A 20115-nucleotide genomic window follows, 5' to 3' on the forward strand; every position below is an offset into this window, starting at 1 on the left:
GCATGAATCTGATCTTTCTCGCGCTGATCGTGATCGCCGTGGCTACGGCCGCGATCCGCGAGTTCCAGTCCACCGACCCCGACGAACAGCCGATGCAGGCCCTGTCCGAGGGCGCGATCGATGCCGCCGGCTCGGCGGTCGAACTGGCGCTGGGGCTGGTCGGGGTAATGGCGCTGTTCCTCGGGCTGATGAAGATCGCCGAGGCCGGCGGCCTGCTGACCGTGCTCGCCCGCCTGCTGCGCCCGCTGATGACCCGCCTGTTTCCGTCGGTCCCGCCGGAGCACCCGGCGATGGGCGCGATGATCCTGAACTTCTCCGCCAACATCCTGGGGCTGGGCAACGCCGCGACCCCGTTCGGCATCCGCGCGATGCAGGAGCTGGAGAAGCTGAATCCGCACCCGGGCACCGCGACCAATGCGATGGCGCTGTTCCTGGCAATCAACACCTCCAGCATTACGCTGCTGCCCACCGGGGTGATCGCGCTGCGTGCCTCGCTCGGCTCCGAGGCCCCGGCGGCGATCCTGCCGACCACGCTGTTCGCCACGCTGTTCGCGACCATCGCCGGCATCACCAGTGCCCTGATCCTGCAGCGCTATTTCCGCAGCCCGGCCCCCACCCGCTCGATCGACGCGGATGCCTCCGCCGGCTCCGACGAACTGGAAGACACGATCCGGGAAGCGAGCCAGGACAGCACCGAACCGGCGAAGGCCGAGAATCGCGAGCAGGACAGCGCCCAGCCCGATCAGCAGCCGATGAACATCGAGGTCCCCACCGAGGGCTACCCGGCCTGGGTCTCGATCCTGGTCCTGCTGGGGGTGCTGGCGATCATCCCGCTGACGATCGTGTACGGCCAGGCAATCGCCCCCTGGATCATCCCCGGGCTGGTGGTGGGGTTCCTGTCCTACGGGGTGATCCGCGGGGTGCCGGTCTACGAGGTCTTCGTCGAGGGGGCCAAGGAGGGCTTCAACGTGGCCCTGCGCATCATCCCCTATCTGGTGGCGATCCTGGTCGCGGTGGGGATGCTGCGCGAGAGTGGTGCGCTGGGCATGTTCGTCGGGCTGGTCGGGCCACTGACGACCCCGTTCGGCCTGCCGGCCGAGGCCCTGCCGATGGCCCTGCTGCGTCCGCTGTCCGGCTCCGGCGCCTACGGCATCATGGCCGGCATCATGCAGGACCCGGCCACCGGCCCGGACACCCATGTCGGCATCCTGGTCTCCACCCTGCAGGGCTCGACCGAGACGACCTTCTACGTGCTCGCCGTGTACTTCGGCGCGATCGGCGTCAAGCGCGTACGCCACACCCTGGCCGCGGCGCTGAGCGCCGATGCGGTGGCCGTGATCGCGGCGGTCGCGATCGTCGGCTTCCTCTACCTCTGACAGATCGCGAGATCGTCCAGCAACGCGGCCAGATCGTCCGCCGACACCGGCCGGGTCAGCACGCGCCGGAAGGGTGCATGGCGGGCGCGTTCAGTCCTCTCTGAATCCTCGCCCCCCCCGACCGCAACTACAGGGATTGGCGCCAGGGCGGGGTCCGCCTGCAGCGCGCGCAGGACCTGGAAGCCATCCATCACCGGCAGGTCCAGTGCCAGCACCACCAGGGCCGGCACATGGCGCAGCGCCAGGTCCAGACCCTCCACCGCCGAGGTCGCGCACAACGGCTGCAGCCCCACCTGCCCCTCGAACATGGTCTGGAGCCTCGCGAGGTGTTCGGGGTCGGCCTCGATCAACAGGACATGCGGGTCCTTGTCCACGCCGGACTCGACGGTTGAGTCATCCATCACGTGGGGCTCCGCCCCGGCACGCGGCAGCCGGAACCAGAAGCGGCTGCCGACACCCGGCTCCGATTCCACCGCAAGCTCGCCCCCCATCATTTTGACCAGGCTGTTCGAGACCGCGAGTCCGACGCCCGCACCCTCGACGCGACCGCCATCGGCATGCAGCCGCTCAAAGGGTTCGAACAGCCGCGCCTGATCCTCCAGCGCGATCCCGGGTCCGCTATCGCTTACCGCGATCTCGACGACATCCCGCTGCGGCGTGACACCGACACGGACTTCGCCGCCGCGGCGGTTGTACTTGATCGCGTTGCCCACCAGGTTCAGCAGGACCTGCTTCAGGCGCAGGGGGTCCGCCTGCACCTGCACATCATCAGCCACTTCGGCCTCGCAGTGCACCGCATGTTCATCGACCAGGGCACGGGTCAGGGACAGGCAGTCGGTGACCACCGGCGCCACGAAGACCGGCTGCAGGTCGATCTTCAGCCGCCCGGCCTCGATCCGGGCCAGATCCAGGACCTCGTTGATCAGGTCCAGCAGGTGCGAGCCGGCGCGGCGGATCTCGGTCGCATGCGAATGCTGGCGCTCGCCCAGTCCGGGGTCGCGCTCCAGCAACTGGGCGAAGCCGAGCACGGCATTCATTGGCGTGCGCAGCTCGTGACTCATGCTGGACAGGAATTCCGACTTCGCCCGGTTCGCACGCTCTGAGGCATCACGCGCCTGACGGAGCTCTTCGCGCCGCCGCAACTCATCGGTGTAATCACTGAAGATATTGAAGCCATACTGCGGATCACCGTGCTCGTCGCGCACAACACTGATGGTGCTTGCGGTGACGAATACGGCCCCGTTGGCGCAGCGGTGAGGCAACAGCCCAGTCCATACCCCGCCCTCCGCCAGCACCCGATCGATCTCCTGAGCCTCCTCGCGCGCCTCCTCGGGGATAATGCCCATTGCGCGGAAGCTGCGGCCGACCATCTCATCCAGGCGATAACCGACCAGATCCAGCGCTGCCGGATTGACGTACACGAAACAACCTTCCCGGTCCACCACCGCAACGCCCTGTTCGGCTGATTCGATGATTCGCCCGAACAGGGTCAGCCGATCCTGAGCCTCGTGCAATTCGGTCAGATCCTGGAGCGTGCCCGAGAGGCGGACCACCTCACCGCCGTCGTCGAACGTAGCCGTAGCGATTTGATGAACGTAGCGGACCATGCCGTCCGGGAGCTGCACGCGATGGGTGATCTCGCCGTGTCCGGAGTCGGCCAGACCGGCCTCGAATGCCTGCACCCGCTCGCGGTCGTCCGGATGCACTAGGCGTTGATAGTCATCCCGGGCGAGATGGCCGTTCCCGGCGATCATCTCGAACATCTCGTAAATCACCTTCGACCAGGTCAGTCGGTCGCTGCGCACTTCGTATTCCCAGTGACCGAGCCGGGCCAGTCGCTGTGCCTCCAGCAACCGTGTCGACAGCTCCGACAGCGCCAGCTCGGAGTGCTTGCGTTTGGTGATGTCCTGCATCACGCCCAGCATGTACAGCACGCTGCCATCGGCGTCCCGAACGGCGTCGCCCCGTTGTAGCAGCCAGTGTTCGGAGCCGTCGGGCCACAGCACCCGGTGCTCCAGTTCGAAGTGCGCGCCCCGACGCAGGCTGCTCGAGATGGCGTTGCGCATCCGATCGCGATCCTCCGGATGCACGGCGTGCATGAAGTTGGTAACCGTCGGTTCGACCGCACCGTCGCGGTAACCCAGCAGCGGTGGAATCCGCTCGGACCATTCGAGGCGCTCCTGGTCGGGCGTCCATTCCCAAGTGCCCATATTGGCGAAGATCTGGCTCGAGCGTTGGCGCTGTTCCTGGCGCTTGACCGTGGTGATCTCCGTGCGGATGGACACGAACTGATAGGGCACGCCTTCGGCATCCAGGTACGGCACGATCGTGGTGTCGACCCAGTACAGCGAACCGTCACGTGCCCGATTGCAGATCTCGTCCTGCCAGACCTGGCCCGCCGTGATGGTCTCCCACATGCGGGTGTAGAAGTGCGGCGGATGCTGCCCGGACTTCACCACTCGATGATTTTGCCCGAGCAGCTCTTCGACCATGTATCCGCTGACCTCGGCGAACCGCCTGTTGGCATAAATGATGTCGCCCCGGGCATCGGCAATGCTGACGAGGGCATGCTCGTTGACGGCGAGATGCTCCCGTTCGCGCTCGTAGAGGGTTTCGCGGTAGGAACGGCTGACACTGTCCATCTCGCGCAACTGGCGCGCCCGATTGGTCACCACCGCGAGGACCCGACTGGCCTCCAGCGGCTTCAGGAGTACACCGCACACGCCCGGATGAAGCGTCATCAGGGCATTGGTACGCGAGGCATCCGCGGTCAGGATCACCAGTGGAATCGAGCCCCCGCTCTGCCGGGTCCGCAGAACCGCGGCCACCTCGAGCGCCGAGCAGTCCAGGGATTCGACATCAAGGATGGCCACCTCGGGGTCGAGCTCGTCCATGACCTCCACCAGGCGGTCCGGCTCTTCCGCCCGCTCCACACGATAGCCTGCATCGAGCAGCGTGCGCTCCACGCCTTCTTGTTCGGCACCGGCGATTAACAGGACCCGGTAGTCGCTCTCGGTTATCACACCCCCGATCTGGACCAACTGCTCGATCAGGGTATCCCCGTCGAGTGGATAATCCAGGCAGCGGGCCACCCCCTGGCGCACGGCATCCAGCCGTGCACCGGGATTCCATTCCCGCGCTACCGCCAGCACCGGAAGGCGCGCGTGCCCCGGCGCCAGGCACCCAGCAAAATCATTCGTAATCACGGTGCCGGGCATCACCACACCGGCGCAGAGGACGACCGCGGTGTAGGGGTCGTCGTCGGGGGGCTGCGGGGCCTGCGAATCACGGACCGGGATCTGGTCCGTCCGGAACCCGTGGTCCTGGAGCATCAGCACGATATCGCGCGCCAGGGCGTCATCATCCACGACGACCAGCACCCGCCCGTCCGCACGCGCGCCGGACAACGGCTGCACCCGGCTGGCGATGGCGAGGGCGTCGCCACGCGCATGCTGGGCGGCAATCGCCGCGAGCCGGTCCAGGGCGTTGTCCCATTGGTCACGATCGACCAGATCCGAGTCTCCGGTGGAGGCATCGAGCGAGTCGGCCAGGGTTGCCACCGCTGCCCCGACCACCGGAATCCCGAACACCTCGGCCGAGTGCCGGAGCTCGCTGATCCGCTGCCCCAGTAGGTCGCGTGCCTGGGCCGGCGAAGCGGCTTCCTCCAGGTTCCGGGCAAGTTCGCGCAGGCGGGTGACGTGTTCCGGAAGGGATTGCAAAAACTCGGCCTGCAGGCGCGCGCCGGTCGGGTGCTGCTCACGCAGGTTCATGGCGGCTGTCCTCGGTGGTCGGGTCACATACCCGGTTGACGGGAGGTCGGACGCCGGGCACAGCCACCGGCCGAATCACATCCCGTACCGAAACGGACGGGCATGGCGGTCACCTTCCCAGGGAAGCAGGTTCCCCTTGGGAAACACTGAAATCAGTGTTTCCCTAATTGGGCGGGCCGCCGGGATTGATGTCCTTGTCCTTCACGATGAAGTAGACCCCGATGGCCGCCAGCGCCATCCACAGGACCAGGGCCACCACGCCCAGGATCTCCCACAGGGTGACGAAGAAGAACAGCATCAGCGCGGCCGCGCCGAGGAAGATATTGCCGATTACGAAGTTCGAGGGACGGCGGGATCCGTTGTCGGACATTCGAGGCTCCTGAGGGGGCAGCGCGCGAGTCGCTACTGTTTCTTGTAGGGGGCGAAGTCGAACTGCCCGGCGGTCATGTCGTCCCACAGGTCGCTCTGCAGCACGGCCAGCAGCTTGAACAGCTTGCGCAGCTCCGGATCGTCCATGAAGCGCTGGTCCTCGCTGGCCTTCAGCACCTCGACCAGCGTTGCGCATTGCTCGCGGCTGATCCCGAGGACGTTCAGGCCCTCTTCTCCCATCTCGACATCCATCGGGTCACTCCAGTTCGGTCAAAGCCGGGATTGTAGCGGCTCGCGCGCCCGCAGCGAAAACGCCGGACCCGGGCTCGGGCATTGCCGTGCAGCAACGCGCCGAGACACAGCGCCCGTCCCGGCCGGCGTCATTGCGAGGAGCCGAAGGCGTCGCGGCAATCGGTTGACGCTGGCAGCGCGCTGGGGCCCGGAGTCCACCATGGCGATTGCTTCGTCGCTACGCTCCTCGCAATGAAGGGGCCGGCCTACGCCGTCTGGGCGCGGATCAGATCGACCCGGTTGCGCACGTACAGGTAGTACAGCACCGGGATGATCACCAGCGTCAGCAGGGTCGAGACGAACACGCCGAAGATCAGCGAGATCGCCAGGCCCGAGAAGATCGGGTCGTCGAGGATAAACCCGGCGCCGACCATCGCCGCCAGCCCGGTCAGGATGATCGGCTTGGCGCGCACCGCACCCGCGTGCACCACCGCCTCGATCACCTCCACGCCACGGCGGATCTCGTCGTTGATGAAGTCCACCAGCAGGATCGAGTTGCGCACAATGATCCCGGCCAGCGCAATCATCCCGATCATCGAGGTCGCGGTGAACTTGGCGTCCATGAAGAAGGCATCCATGAACGCATGGCCCGGCATCACCCCGATCACCGTCAGCGGGATCGGCGCCATGATGATCAGCGGCACCATGTACGAACGGAACTGCGCGACCACCAGCAGGTAGATCAGGATCAGACCCACCGAGTAGGCGATACCCATGTCGCGGAAGGTCTCGTAGGTCACCTGCCACTCGCCATCCCACTTCAGCGAAAAGTTGTACGGGTTGTCCGGCTGGTTGATGAACAGCTGTTCCAGCGGCTCGTCGTAGGCCATCGGCGTGTCGCGCAGGCCGAAGAACATGTCGAACATGCCGTACAACGGGCTGTCCAGCCCGCCGGCCAGGTCGCCCATCACGTAGACCACCGGCAGCAGGTTCTTGTGGTGGATCGAGTGCTCGAGGGTCGAGTCCACCACGTTGACGACCTCGGACAGTGGCACCAGGGCGCCGTCGCGCGAGCGCACCTTGAGCCCCAGCACCGGGTCCAGGCTGCCCTTCTCGGCCTGCTCGAACTCGAGCCGCACGGGGACCGCGTACTTCACGTTGGAACCGTAGAGGTAGGTCACGTCCTCGCCGGACAGCGCAGTCTCGATCGCCTTGACCACCGCCTGCTGCGACACGCCCAGGCGTGCAGCCCGCTCGCGGTCCACCTGCAGGATCTTCTTCGGCCCCGGGTATTCCACCGAGTCGTCGATGTCGGTGATGCCCTCGGTGTTCTCGAATAACTCGCGCACCTTTTTGGCGACCTCGATCTGGCCCGCATAGTCCGGGCCGTAGATCTCGGCCACGATCGGCGACATCACCGGTGGCCCCGGCGGCACCTCGACCACCTTCACCGCCGCGTCGTGGCGGTCGGCGATCGCGTTGATCGCCTCGCGCACGCCGAGAGCAATGTCGTGGCTCTTGCGCGAGCGCTCGGACTCATGGGTCAGGTTCACCTGGATGTCCCCGACATGTGAACCCTCGCGCAGGTAGTACTGCCGTACCAGGCCGTTGAAGTTGATCGGTGCGGCCGTACCCGCATAGGTCTGCACGTTGTCGACCTCGGGCACGGTCTTGAGGTAGTCGGCCATCTCGGACAGCACCATGGAGGTGCGCTCCAGGCTGGTCCCTTCCGGCATGTCCAGCACCACCTGGAACTCCGACTTGTCGTCGAAGGGCAGCATCTTCATCACCACCAGCTGGAAGTACGCCAGCGAGACGGAGCCCAGGATCAGCACCAGCGTGCCGACCCACAGCGCGAGACGATTGGCCTTCTTGCGCCCACCGGTCCCCAGGAACGGCAGCAGCAGGGTGTTGAAGATCTTCATTAGCCCGGCGGAGGCGCTCTCGCCCTGCGCGGCGTGGCCGCCGGCGGCCGGGGCCGCGTGTTCATACTGCTCGGCCTGGCGCCGCAAGACCTTGTAGGTTAGCCACGGCGTGACCACATAAGCCACGGCCAGCGAGATGATCATCCCCATCGAGGCGTTGATCGGGATCGGGCTCATGTACGGCCCCATCAGACCGGTGACGAAGGCCATCGGCAACAGCGCCGCGATCACGGTGAAGGTGGCGAGGATCGTCGGCCCGCCCACCTCGTCGACCGCATGGGGGATCGCCTCGAGGAACTTCTTGCCGCCCTGGACCATGTGCCGGTGGATGTTCTCCACCACCACTATCGCGTCGTCCACGAGGATCCCGATGGAGAAGATCAGCGCGAACAGCGACACGCGGTTGAGCGTGAAGCCGTAGGCCCAGGAGGCGAACAGCGTGATCGCCAGCGTGATCACCACCGCCACGCCAACGATGAAGGCCTCGCGCCAGCCGAGCGCGATCCAGACCAGGATCACGACCGAGGCCGTCGCGAGGATCAGCTTCTGGATCAGGGTGTTCGCCTTGTCGTCGGCGGTCGCGCCATAGTTGCGGGTGATCGTGGTCTCGATGCCGTCGGGGATGTACGTCCCGCGCAGCTGCTCGAGCCGCTCGATCAGGGCATCGGCGATGTCCGGGGCGTTGGTGCCCGGCTGCTTGGCGATCGCCACGGTGACCGCCGGGTGGCTCTCGCCGACACGCGCGTGATCCCCGGCCGCCGCGCCATGGGCAAAGCGCACATGCTCGGTCGCATATGCCGGGCCCTGTATCACCTCGGCGACATCGGACAGGTAGACCGGGCGGTCGTCGTGCATCCCGACCACCAGGCCAGCGAAGGCCTCTGGTTCGGTGATGAAATCGCCGGCCTGGATCAGGATCTCCTGGTCGTCCTGGTAGAGCCGGCCGGCATCGCGCGAGAAATTCGAGGCCTGCAGGCTGTCGCGCAGGTCGTCCACCGACAGGTTGTAGGCCGCCAGCGTCTCCGGCTTGAAGCGTACGTGCACTACATGATCCGGACCACCGACGGTATAGATATCACGGGTCCCGGGGACGCGCTTGAGTTCCGATTCCAGCGCATGTGCCACGCGCAGCAGGTCATGACCGCCGCGATCCCCGTCCTCGGTCCACAGCGTCACGTTGACGATCGGCACGTCGTCGATGCCCATCGGCTTGATGATCGGCTCGCCGACCCCCAGGCCCTCGGGCAACCAGTCCTGGTTGGAGAACACCTGGTTGTACAGGCGCACGAGCGCCGCGGTGCGGTCCTCGCCGACCTCGAACTGGATGGTGACCTGCGCCATGTTCGGGCGCGAGGTGGAATAGATGTCGTCGATGCCCTCGATCTCCGAGAGCACCTGCTCGGCCGGTGTCGCCACCAGTTGCGCGACCTCCTCGGCGCTCGCCCCGGGGAACGGGATGAACACATCCGCCATGGTCACGTTGATCTGCGGCTCTTCCTCGCGTGGGGTCACGAGGATCGCGAACAGCCCCAGCAGAAGCCCCACCAGGGCCAGCAGCGGCGTGATCTGGGTGGTCAGAAAAGCCTTGGCGATACGCCCGGAGATCCCCATGCGGCCGGATGCCGCGTCCGTGCTGGCATCACTCATCGGCGCCCACCTGCTGATGTTCCTTCAGGTAGATCGCCGCATGCACCGGGTCCAGCGCCACGCGCTCGCCCTCGCTCAGGCCACCGAGGATCTCAATGTATCCGTCATGCGTGCGCCCGACACGGACCTGACGGAAACGTACCCGGTCCTCGTCGTCGATCACGTACACAGCGGTGACCTCACTGCGATAGACGACGGCCTCGCGCGGGACCGTCAGGCGCTCGACGTCATCCAGGAAGAACGCCGTCTTCACGAACATGCCGGGGAACAGCCCCAGGTCCTCCTGCTCCGGCAGATTCACGCGGATACGGAAGGTGGAGCTCGCCGGATCGGCATAGGGGAAGATGGTCAGGCTCTCGGCCGCCAGGCGACGGTCGTCATTCAGCAGCACCTCGGCCTCGCGGCGCTCGCGTACCGCGTGGATCAGCCGCTGCGGGATATCCACCTCTACGCGCAGACGGTCCAGGCTAATCCCCGAGAGCAGCGGCGAGCCGGGGCTGACCGACTCCCCGAACTCCACGTGGCGCTCGGTAACGATTCCGGAAAACGGCGCGAACACCTCGGTGTAACCGAGCTGCTCGCGAGCCTCCTCGACGCGGGCCTCGGCCGAGCGCAAACGCGCCCGGGCCGATTCCAGCTCGGCCTCCGCGCGCTCGAACTCCGAACGCGATACCACGCCGCGATCGAATACGTCCTGGATACGATTGAACTCGGAGCGTGCTTCGCCAAAGCGGGCACGGGCCTCGGCCAGATCGCCCTCGGCCTGACTCACACGCGCCTGCTGCTCCGAATCGCTAATGCGCAACAGCAGCTCGTCCGCCTCGACGAAGTCGTCTACGTCGACGTAGATCTCGCGCACCCGGCCGGAGGTCTGCGCCGAGATCGTGGAACGCTGAACGGCCTCGACTCGGCCATCCAGGATGCGCTCCTGCGCGAGCGTCTGTCGCTCCGCGGTCGCCGTGTCGAACGGGAAGTCCGCCTGGGCGGAAAATGGCAACAACAACAGACCCCAGAGGGCCGGGCGCATCCACTTGAGTGTCATCGGCTTCGGTTCCTTGCGTGCTATCGAGCCCATTGGGTCGGGATCAAGCGGGTTCGACATATATTAGCGTTTTCTAATTTATACGCCGATTGCGCGCCGACGGCAACGCCGACGCCCGGAAATACCTTGCGGTGAGTATAGCTATATCGTCAGCCAACGCACCCCGGACTGCACGGTCCGTCCGCTGGCCGTATCATGTGGCGCCGTAGCTAACCGATGGGGAACCGAGATGCCGCTGCTGCGAGTCGAGACCAACACCGTCCTGCCCGACGATCCTTCGGGGCTGTGCCAGCACCTGTCCGCACAGGTGGCCGACTGGCTGGGCAAGCCCGAGGGCTACGTGATGGTCACCTGCACGCACAACCCGGCGATGTGCTTCGCCGGCAGCACCGACCCACTCGCCTACTGCGAGTTGAAAAGCATCGACCTGCCCGAGGGGCTGACCCGCGAGCTGTCACGCAAACTCTGCGACGCCCTGCAAACCGAGCTGGGCCTGGACCCAGCCCGGGTCTATATCGAATTCTCCGACGCCCCGCGCCACTTCTGGGGCACCAACAGCACGACGTTCTGAATCATCGCGGCCCGGTGGGCCGTCACTTCTCTCACGCACTTGATAACGGACTGCCCCGATGCGCGTCTCGCAATTCCCGCTGAACACCCTGAAAGAAACCCCGGCCGACGCCGAGATCATCTCCCACCAGCTGATGCTGCGCGCCGGCTATGTCCGGCGCCTGGCCGCCGGGCTGTACACCTGGCTGCCGCTGGGGCTGCGTGTGCTGCGCCGGGTGGAAAACATCGTTCGCGAAGAGATGAACCGTGCCGGAGCGCTGGAGGTGCTGATGCCGGCAGTGCAGCCGGCCGAGTTGTGGCAGGAGTCCGGTCGCTGGGACTTCTACGGGGCCGAGCTGCTGCGCCTGAAGGATCGCCACGAACGCGACTTCTGCTTCGGCCCGACCCACGAGGAGGTCATCACGGATCTCGTGCGCCGCGAGATCCGTAGCTACCGCCAACTGCCGGTCAACTACTACCAGATCCAGACCAAATTCCGGGACGAGCGCCGCCCGCGCTTCGGCGTGATGCGCGCCCGCGAGTTCCTGATGAAGGATGCCTACTCCTTCCACCTGGATGCCGAGTCGCTGGGGCAGACCTACCAGCAAATGCACGACGCCTACTGCCGCATCTTCGAGCGCTGCGGCCTGGACTTCCGCGCGGTGGAGGCCGACACCGGCGCGATCGGCGGCAACGCCTCGCACGAGTTCCACGTGCTCGCGAGCTCCGGCGAGGACGCGATCGCCTTCTCCCCGGGCGGCTATGCCGCCAATGTCGAGCTGGCCATGTGTCCGCAGCCGGCCCAGGCCCCGCCCCCCAGCGGTGCCATGGAAAAAATTGCCACCCCCGGGGTGCATACCATCGAGGATCTGGCGAACTTCCTCGACATCCCGGCCCCACAGACCGTCAAGACCCTGGTCGTGGCCGCCTCCGACGCGATCGATGCCGATCTGGTCGCGCTGGTCCTGCGCGGGGACCACGAACTCAATGCGGTGAAGGCCGAGAAGCACCCATGGGTAGCCGACCCCCTGCGCATGGCCGAGGCGGCCGAGATCCGTACCGCCTTCGGCGCCGAGCCCGGCTCGCTGGGGCCGGTGGACAGCCCGATTCCCGTGCTGGCCGATCAGGCCGTGCTGGGCATGGCGGACATGGTGGTCGGGGCCAACGAGGACGGCCACCACCTGAAGCACGTGAACTGGGAACGCGACCTGCCGCAGCCGGAGAGCGCCGACCTGCGCAACATCACCGAGGGCGAACCGGCCCCGGACGGCTCCGGCCCGATCGAGATCCGCCGCGGTATCGAGGTCGGCCACATCTTCCAGCTCGGCGACAAGTATTCGCAGGCCCTGGGCGCCCGCGTACTGGACGAGGACGGCCGCGAACAGGTGGTAACGATGGGCTGCTACGGCATTGGCGTCTCGCGCGTGGTCGCGGCCGCAATCGAGCAGAACTCCGACGAGCGCGGCATCTGCTGGCCCACGGCGATCGCCCCCTTCGACATCGCCCTGTGCCCGATCGGCGCAAAGAAGTCTCAGCGCGTGCGCGAGGCCGCGGAGAGACTGCACGACGAGCTGGAGGCCGCCGGCTTCCAGGTCCTGCTGGATGATCGCGAACAGCGCCCCGGCGTGATGTTCGCCGACATGGAGCTGATCGGCATCCCGCACCGCCTGGTCATCGGCGAACGCGGCCTCGACGCCGGCGAACTCGAATACCAGGCGCGCACCTCCAGCGAAGCCGAACACCTCCCGATGGACGGCCTGCTCGACGCCCTGCGCGAGCGCTTGCTCGGCTGAACCCGGGCGACCACGATGGACGAGGTCGCCTTCACCCTGGAGATGGGGATCGTGTTCGGCCTGCTGGGCCTGACGATCCTGCTGTTCGTCACCGAGATCATCCGGATCGACCTGGCGGCGCTGAGCGTGCTGTTCCTGCTCGGCATGGTGGCGCTGGTACCGGGCGTGGCCCCGATCGTCGAGGGCGACGAACTGTTCTCGGGCTTTGCCTCGAACGCGGTGATCGCGATCATCGCGGTGATGATCATCGGCGCGGGCCTCGACCGTTCCGGCGTCATGAACCGCCTGGCGGACCTGATCCTGCGCTTTGGCGGTCAGACCGAACGCCGGGTGATGGCCACAACCTCCGGCGCGGTGGGGGTGATCACCAGCTTCATGCAGAACATCGGGGCCGCCGCCCTGTTCATGCCCGTGATTAACCGCATCGGCGCGGCCGCGCGCATCCCGCGCTCGCGGCTGCTGATGCCCATGGGCTTTGCCGCGATCGTCGGCGGCACCCTGACGCTGGTCGCCTCCAGCCCGCTGATCCTGCTCAATGACCTGATGCCCGGGCATCTGGACGACTTCGGGCTGTTCGACGTGACCCCGATCGGGCTGGCGCTGCTGGCCACCCTGATCCTCTACTTCGCGATTCTCGGGCACTGGGTCCTGCCGGCCCGCGATCCGCAGGCCGAGGACCCGGAGGAGAGCCGGGTGCAGACCACCTCGGCCTGGTTCCGTGATGTCTACGGTATGGATTTCGGCGTGCGCGAGGCGCGCCTGGGCGAGGACAGCTCGCTGGCCGGTATGCGGGTGGGGGATTTCGAGGCGGCCTTCGGGGTGCATGTGGTGGGGGTGACCACGGGTGACGAGACGCGCATCGAACCGAACCGCGAGATCGAACTGGAACGCGGCGCGCATCTGGCGATCCTCGGTCCGGTCACCACCATCGAGAAGACCTGCGACAGCACCGGCACGATCCTCAAGGACGAACTGGACGTGTTCGCGCGTGCGATGTCGGCCCGTTACGGCGGGATTGCCGAGGTGATCATCCCACCCGGCTCCGACCTGATCGGCCAGACCGTGCGCGACAAGGGCATGCGCCGTACCTACGGGATCTCGGTGCTGCGTATCCAGCGCGGGGACGACCGCATCGTCGACGAGGTCCCGGAGACCCCACTCAAGGCCGGCGACACTCTGGTCGTGCACACCCCATGGGAGAACCTGCAGGCGCTGGAGGACGACCGCGACTTCGTGGTGGTCACCAGCCGCTACCCGCGCCGCCGGCGCGAGGAGCCCGCGACTCACCGGCCACTGGCGGCCCTCGGCTCGCTGGCGCTGGGCCTGGGGCTGGTGCTGTTCACCGATCTGCCACTGGCGCTGGCCTTGCTGGGGGGCGCGCTGGGGATGATCTTGACCGGCGTGATCGCGATGGACGAGGCTTACCGGGGCATCAGCTGGAAGACGGTGTTTCTGCTGGCCTCGCTGATCCCGCTGGGGCTCGCGGTGGAGAACTCCGGGGCCGGCGAGTGGATCGCGGCCAACGGCATGGCGCAGCTGGAGGGGATGCCGGTCTGGATCCTGCAGGTCGCGGTGTTCCTGCTGACCACCTTCTTCACACTGGTGATGTCGAACGTGGGGGCCACCGTGCTGCTGGTGCCACTGGCCGTCAGCTTCGCGACCGTCGCCCAGGGCGTGGGCATCGACGCCGACCCGCGGGTATTCGCCCTGATCGTCGCGATTGCCGCGTCCAACTCGTTCCTGCTACCCACCCACCAGGTGAATGCCCTGATCATGGACCCGGGCGGCTACCGCGTAGCCGACTACCTGCGCGCCGGCGCGCTGATGACCCTGCTGTTCATGGTCGTCTCGCTGGTGGTGATCAATCTGATCTTCTGACCGCGACCGGCCGCGCCGGAAGGCCAAAGGGAAACACTGATCAATGTACACGCTCGCGCTCGAGTCGCTTTTGCGTGCGAACAAGGCGCGGTGACTGCCGTGCAGTCATTCTGCACAAGGGAACCGCAACGCCGTGCGCGCGCAAAAGCGGCCGAGCCCCGTCTCTCAGTAGCTTGTAGGGGTTGGCACCCCAGGTTCCCCGATTCTGCGTTGCGCCGCTTGCGGGTAGAACCACTACCCGCTGCCCGACGCGCCTTGTCTCGGAAAACCTGGGGTGCCAACGCGAGTGTGTACATTGATCAGTGTTTCCCTACGTCAGGACGTCGTCGCGCGCCAGCGGCAGGCCCCGCCCGCGGCCTCGTCCAGCGTGCGCAACAGGGTCTCGTGCGCGGCCTGTTCGTCGGCATTCGGTTCGATCACCGGCAGGGGCTTGCCGGAGCGCTGCGCGCGCACCGGGGCACCGGCCTCGGCACCGCCCTCGCCCTCGGCGTCCAGGCCCAGGGCAACCTGACCACCGGTCATCGCCAGATAGACATCCGCCAGCAGCTCGGCATCGAGCAGCGCGCCGTGCAGCGTGCGCCCGGAGGCATCGATCTCGTAGCGCTTGCACAGCGCGTCCAGCGAATTGCGTGTCCCCGGGTGCATGCGCCGCGCCATCACCAGCGAATCCAGCACGGTGCAGGCCTCCGCCAGCTCCGTCACCGGCGCGGCGGCACCCAGCAGACGCAACTCATGATTGATGAAGCCGACATCGAACGGGGCATTGTGGATGATCAGCTCGGCGCCGCGCACGAACTCGATGAATTGGCCGACCACATCGGCGAAACGCGGCTTGTCCGCGAGGAAATCGTTGGTAATTCCATGGACCTCGATCGCGCCGGCATCGATCTCGCGATCCGGCTGCAGGTACTCGTGCAGCTTGCGTCCGGTCGGCCGGCGGTTATCCAGCTCCAGGCAACCGATCTCGATGATGCGGTGCCCCTCGGCCGGCTCCAGGCCGGTGGTCTCGGTATCCAGCACGATCTGTCGCATTTCAGTTCTCCGTCGGCTCGCCCGCCAGCAGGGCGTCGATCCCCGCATTGGCCAGCTGGTCGGCGCGCTCGTTCTCCGGGTGACCGCTGTGCCCACGCACCCAGTACCACTCGATGTCGTGACGCGCGGCCTGGGCGTCCAGGGCCTCCCACAGGTCGCGGTTCTTCACCGGGGAGCCGCTGGCGGATTTCCAGTTACGCCGTTTCCAGCCGGGCAGCCAGTCGGTCACCCCCTGCTTGACGTATTTCGAATCCGTGACCAGTTCCACTTTGCAGGGGCGCTTGAGCGTCTCCAGGGCGCGGATTGCGGCGGTCATCTCCATGCGGTTATTGGTGGTCTCGGCCTCTGCCCCGTACAACTCCCGCTCAGTGCCCTGGTAACGCAGGATTGCGCCCCAGCCACCAGGGCCCGGGTTACCGCGACAGGCGCCGTCGGTATAGATGTACACGCGTTCGTCAGCCATGCGCTCGGCGGACTCCGGAATGAGGGGAGCGCGAGGATACCAGTCCGGGCCGCAGGCGGGGACCCGGGGTGGCGAAGCGATATTGCGGCGCCGGGCGCAAGGGCAGATCCACGCGCTTGTGGGCAACGGTCAGGATCACGCTGGCCAGCGGCGGCAGCCCCCGGCGGGTCCAGGCGTCCACCGGGGCCAACCTTTGCTGCCAGGCCTCGGACAGTCCGGGCGGCAGCAGGCTGAGGCTCCACTGCTCCAGCACCTCCAGGTCGGCCGATTCCATGAACTCGCGGTACTGGCGACGCCGGAGCCCCTCCGGCAGCGGAGACACGCGCACCCCACCCTGATCGCCCAGTTGCAGGCGGTTGCCCTCGAGCATGAAGACCATGCCCTCCGGCTCCAGCACGCGCGCGGCCTCGGCGACCACGGCGGCGGGCAGATCGCTGTAAGAGCAGGGATGGGCCAGCACGATGCGGCGCGCGCAATCCGACTCCAGTGGCCAGGATTCCGGCTCCATCAACAGGCCTGGACGCGAGGAGTCCATGCGCACGACTGGACCGCCCAGGGTGTCGGAATCTTCCAGCATCGGGACCGGGGAGAGCTCGATCGCGACCTCCCCCGGGCCGGGGGCGGCGTGCTGTCGAATCCGTTGCAAAAGCCGCTCGCGAACGCGCCGGCCCTGCGGCTTCTCGTACCAGTGAGAAAGCCAGCGCAAAAAAGGGTCTTGGTGATACTCCGAGTGTGGTTTATCCTTCAGCGCCATGATGATCCGACCCCGCTCCCGACTGCCGCTTGGCATTATCCTGGGCCTGGCGACCCTGCTGGCCTCTGCCTGTAGCCTACACGACTCCGAACGCGCACTGGATACCTCCCAGGTCGACAAGCCCGTGGTGGAGGGTCCGACCCAGGCCGACGTCCAGGCCGCCATGGAGCGGCAGGCCCTCGAGGCCGCCGACCAGGCCGCGGAGACCGACGACCTGTGGGAGCGCACCCGCTTGGGCTTCGGCTTTGAAGATGACCTGCACCACGAGCGCGTGGAGCAGTACATCGAGCACTACCGCGCCAACCCGCGCATCATCCAGCTCTCGACCGAGCGCGCCGAGCCGTTTGCGTACTTCATCCTCTCGGAGATCGAACAGCGCGACATGCCAACCGAGCTGCTGCTGCTGCCGATCGTGGAGAGTGGCTTTGCCGCCGAGGCGACCTCCAGCGGTCGTGCAGCCGGCATCTGGCAGTTCATCCCGGCGACTGGCGACCATTTCGACCTGACGCGCGACCACTGGTACGACGGGCGCCGCGATGTCTATCAGTCCACCCTCGCCGCGCTGGACTACCTGGAGGCGCTGTATCAGCGCTTCGATGACTGGTACCTGGCCCTGGCCGCCTACAACTTCGGCCAGGGCAACGTGACGCGGGCAATGGAACGCAACGCCGCTCGCGGGGAGCCGACCGACTACTGGAGCCTCGAACTCTCGGCCGAGGCGACCGCCTACGTGCCCCGTCTCCTGGCCCTGCGCGAGCTGTTTCTGAAGCCCGACGAACACGGGACACAGATCACCCCGATCGCCAACGAACCGGCGCTGGAGCGGATCGAGCCCGGTCGCCAGGCCGATCTCGCCCTGATCGCCGAGATGATCGGGCTCGAGGCGGATGACCTGAAGCGCCTGAACCCGGGGTATCAGCGCCACGCCACCCATCCGGCTCATGCCCAGCACCTGTTCATTCCGCACGATGCGGCCGAGACCCTGGAAGTCGCCCTGGCCGAACACGGCGACGACCCGCTGATCCGCTTCCGCGAATACACCGTGGCCAGTGGTGACAACCTCGGTTCCATCGCCCAGCGCGCCGGTACCCGCGTGGCCGTGCTGCGCGAAATGAATGGTCTCAACGGCGACAACATCCGCGCCGGACAGACGCTGAAACTGCCGGTAACCGGACAGGAAGACGCCGAGATCCAGGTCGCGGCCGCTGCCGAGGCGGGCGAGCTCGACACCTACGAGATCCAGGAAGGCGACAGCCTGTGGACCATCAGCGAACGTACGGGCATGACCATCAGCGAACTGCGCGCGGCGAACGAGCTGGAGCGCGACGCCATCCTGCGTCCGGGCGACACGTTGCAGGTCGCCCAAGCCAATGGGGGGAGCGCGTCGGATAACGGCCGCAGCGTGGCCTACGAAGTCCAGCCTGGGGATTCCCTGTCCAGCATTGCCCGTCAGTTCCAGGTCTCGGTAAGCGACCTGCGCCGCTGGAACTCGCTCAATGGCGACGGCATCCGCGCGGGGGAGACCCTGACGCTCTACGTGGCCGAGGCCGACGAAGAGGCCATTGCGCGAGCCCGCGACGCCTGACGCGCCGGCGCTCGCGGCCCCTGATGCCGCGCGCCCGTCCGGGTACCTACTGTCCCACCGCGGCCGATGAGGGCGCGTCGAATACGACCTCGATCTGCTCCGGATTCAGACCGGCATCGCGCACCAGTTGCTGGAAGCGCCGTTGCGGCAGACTCAAGCGCAGCTGGATCTGACCGTCCGCGGTGGTCTGCTCCGCCTCCACGGCCTTCTCCTCGTACAGCTGGGCGCGCAAACGGCCGGCACTGGCCGGCAGTTCCACCCAGCCCCGCATCATCGACTCGGTAAAGGTCTCGGCCAGGCGCTCTTCCAGCGTGGCGATCCCCTCGCCCGTATACGCGGACACCCAGAAGACGTCATCGCCGGAGCCGAAGCGGGCCTCGGCGGCATCCGGGGCCGACTCCAGTCGGTCGATCTTGTTGTAGACCCGCCAGCAGGGGACATCCTGCGCGCCGATCTCCTCCAGCACCGCATCGACCTGGCGGATGCGCGCCTCGCGTTCGGGATCGGCGGCGTCGATCACGTGCAGCAGCAGCGCGGCCTCGCGGGTCTCGGTCAGGGTCGCCTTGAAGGCCGCCACCAGTTCGTGCGGCAGGTCGCGCACGAACCCGACCGTGTCCGCCAGGATCAGCGACTGGTGCGGGGCCAGGTCCAGCCGCCGCAGGGTCGGGTCCAGGGTCGCGAACAGCTGATCCGCCTCGTACACATCCGAGTGCGTCAGGCGGTTAAACAGCGTGGACTTGCCGGCGTTGGTATAGCCCACCAGGGACACGGTCGGGATCTCGTTGCGCAGGCGCGCCTGACGCCCCTGCTCGCGGGTGCGCTCGACCTTCTCCAGACGCCGTTCGATGTGCTTGATGCGCGCCGCCAGCAAGCGGCGGTCGGTTTCGAGCTGGGTTTCCCCCGGGCCGCGCAGACCAATCCCGCCCTTCTGCCGTTCCAGGTGAGTCCAGCCGCGCACCAGCCGCGTGGCCATGTGCCGCAACTGGGCCAGCTCGACCTGCAGCTTGCCTTCGTGCGAACGCGCGCGCTGGGCGAAGATGTCGAGGATCAGCCCCGCACGGTCCAGCACACGGCATTGCAGCTGACGTTCGAGGTTGCGTTCCTGACTGGGCGAGAGGGCGTGGTTGAAGATCACCACATCGGCGCCATGGGCCTCGACCGCGGCACGAATCTCGTCGGCCTTGCCGGCGCCTACGAACAAGCGGGGATGCGGGCGGTCGCGTGAACCACGGACGAGTTCCAGGACATCCGCGCCGGCGGAGCGGACCAGTTCGTCGAACTCCTGGACCTGGGCCTCGATATCGGGGTTTTCGCCGATGGCCAGTGCCACCAGCACGGCGCGATCGCCGGCGCTGTCGGGACGCTCAAACAAAAAAGACGAACCTCCCGCGCACGCTCAAGCCTCCGCCTCAGCGGTGGTGACCTCTTCGCCCTCGGTATTCATGCGCACCTGGCGGGACGGGACGATGGTCGAGATCGCATGCTTGTACACCATCTGCGAAACGGTACTGCGCAGCAGCACCACGAACTGATCGAAGGACTCGATCTGCCCCTGCAGCTTGATGCCGTTGACCAGATAGATCGAGACCGGCACACGGTCCCGACGCAGCGCGTTCAGGAAGGGTTCCTGCAGCATTTGCCCTTTGGCCATCAGTGCGTTCCTTGGTTGTTATTCTTCATCTCGCCACACGCCAAAAGCTC

At 66.7% G+C, this 20115-nt stretch carries 15 protein-coding genes; 5 read left to right on the forward strand and 10 right to left on the reverse strand.

The annotated features are described in order from the left end of the window. Positions 1-2 precede the first annotated feature (2 nt). On the forward strand, positions 3-1376 hold the full coding sequence (locus F791_RS0103055; RefSeq protein ID WP_018138579.1) for a nucleoside recognition domain-containing protein: 1374 nt from the start codon (positions 3-5) through the stop codon (positions 1374-1376). Here the strand turns inward: F791_RS0103055 and F791_RS0103060 are convergent. The 5 genes from F791_RS0103060 to F791_RS0103080 all read right to left on the reverse strand — a co-directional run bounded on the left by F791_RS0103060 (position 1367) and on the right by F791_RS0103080 (position 10360). Next, a complete protein-coding gene (locus F791_RS0103060) occupies positions 1367-5146 on the reverse strand; it encodes a PAS domain-containing protein (protein ID WP_018138580.1) in 3780 nt (1259 codons plus the stop codon). The genes F791_RS0103055 and F791_RS0103060 overlap by 10 nt on opposite strands. A gap of 163 nt (positions 5147-5309) precedes the next feature. After that, positions 5310-5516: a hypothetical protein gene (locus tag F791_RS0103065; RefSeq protein ID WP_012981921.1), complete on the reverse strand. Its 207-nt coding sequence runs from the start codon at positions 5514-5516 to the stop codon at positions 5310-5312. Positions 5517-5548: 32 nt separating this feature from the next. Next, positions 5549-5767, reverse strand: coding sequence for a hypothetical protein (locus F791_RS0103070; RefSeq protein ID WP_012981920.1), 219 nt, complete (start codon positions 5765-5767; stop codon positions 5549-5551). Positions 5768-6012: 245 nt separating this feature from the next. Continuing rightward, positions 6013-9318, reverse strand: coding sequence for an efflux RND transporter permease subunit (locus tag F791_RS0103075; RefSeq protein WP_018138582.1), 3306 nt, complete (start codon positions 9316-9318; stop codon positions 6013-6015). Then, positions 9311-10360 carry an efflux RND transporter periplasmic adaptor subunit gene (locus tag F791_RS0103080; protein ID WP_018138583.1) on the reverse strand — a complete coding sequence of 350 codons (1050 nt, stop codon included), beginning with the start codon at positions 10358-10360 and terminating at the stop codon, positions 9311-9313. The genes F791_RS0103075 and F791_RS0103080 overlap by 8 nt, the downstream gene beginning before the upstream one ends. A gap of 229 nt (positions 10361-10589) precedes the next feature. On the opposite strand from F791_RS0103080, the gene F791_RS0103085 reads away from it, so the two are divergent. The 3 genes from F791_RS0103085 to F791_RS0103095 are packed head-to-tail and all read left to right on the forward strand — an operon-like array spanning position 10590 to position 14580. Next, complete coding sequence (locus tag F791_RS0103085) at positions 10590-10931, forward strand: phenylpyruvate tautomerase MIF-related protein (protein WP_018138584.1); 342 nt, start codon at positions 10590-10592, stop codon at positions 10929-10931. A gap of 58 nt (positions 10932-10989) precedes the next feature. Then, a complete protein-coding gene (locus F791_RS0103090; RefSeq protein WP_018993760.1) occupies positions 10990-12702 on the forward strand; it encodes a proline--tRNA ligase in 1713 nt (570 codons plus the stop codon). 15 nt (positions 12703-12717) lie between these two features. Beyond that, positions 12718-14580 carry an SLC13 family permease gene (locus tag F791_RS0103095; RefSeq protein WP_019592157.1) on the forward strand — a complete coding sequence of 621 codons (1863 nt, stop codon included), beginning with the start codon at positions 12718-12720 and terminating at the stop codon, positions 14578-14580. A gap of 315 nt (positions 14581-14895) precedes the next feature. On the opposite strand, the gene dnaQ is transcribed toward F791_RS0103095, so the two are convergent. The 3 genes from dnaQ to F791_RS0103110 are packed head-to-tail and all read right to left on the reverse strand — an operon-like array spanning position 14896 to position 16829. After that, on the reverse strand, positions 14896-15612 hold the full coding sequence (dnaQ, locus tag F791_RS0103100; RefSeq protein ID WP_018138587.1) for a DNA polymerase III subunit epsilon: 717 nt from the start codon (positions 15610-15612) through the stop codon (positions 14896-14898). 1 nt (position 15613) lies between these two features. Continuing rightward, a complete protein-coding gene (rnhA, locus tag F791_RS0103105) occupies positions 15614-16075 on the reverse strand; it encodes a ribonuclease HI (RefSeq protein ID WP_018138588.1) in 462 nt (153 codons plus the stop codon). Then, positions 16068-16829: a hypothetical protein gene (locus F791_RS0103110; protein WP_018138589.1), complete on the reverse strand. Its 762-nt coding sequence runs from the start codon at positions 16827-16829 to the stop codon at positions 16068-16070. Before F791_RS0103110 ends, rnhA begins: the two co-directional genes overlap by 8 nt. Between F791_RS0103110 and F791_RS0103115 the strand changes: the two genes are divergently transcribed. After that, complete coding sequence (locus F791_RS0103115) at positions 16828-18414, forward strand: LysM peptidoglycan-binding domain-containing protein (RefSeq protein WP_018138590.1); 1587 nt, start codon at positions 16828-16830, stop codon at positions 18412-18414. The genes F791_RS0103110 and F791_RS0103115 overlap by 2 nt on opposite strands. 46 nt (positions 18415-18460) lie before the next feature. Here F791_RS0103115 and hflX read toward each other — a convergent pair whose 3' ends face one another. Together hflX and hfq are read right to left on the reverse strand one after the other, a co-directional pair. Further along, complete coding sequence (gene hflX, locus F791_RS0103120; protein WP_018174607.1) at positions 18461-19786, reverse strand: ribosome rescue GTPase HflX; 1326 nt, start codon at positions 19784-19786, stop codon at positions 18461-18463. A gap of 24 nt (positions 19787-19810) precedes the next feature. After that, positions 19811-20065, reverse strand: coding sequence for an RNA chaperone Hfq (gene hfq / locus F791_RS0103125; protein ID WP_018138592.1), 255 nt, complete (start codon positions 20063-20065; stop codon positions 19811-19813). Positions 20066-20115: the final 50 nt, after the last annotated feature.

The organism is Thioalkalivibrio sp. ALRh (genome assembly GCF_000381425.1).
Taxonomy (GTDB): domain Bacteria; phylum Pseudomonadota; class Gammaproteobacteria; order Ectothiorhodospirales; family Ectothiorhodospiraceae; genus Thioalkalivibrio.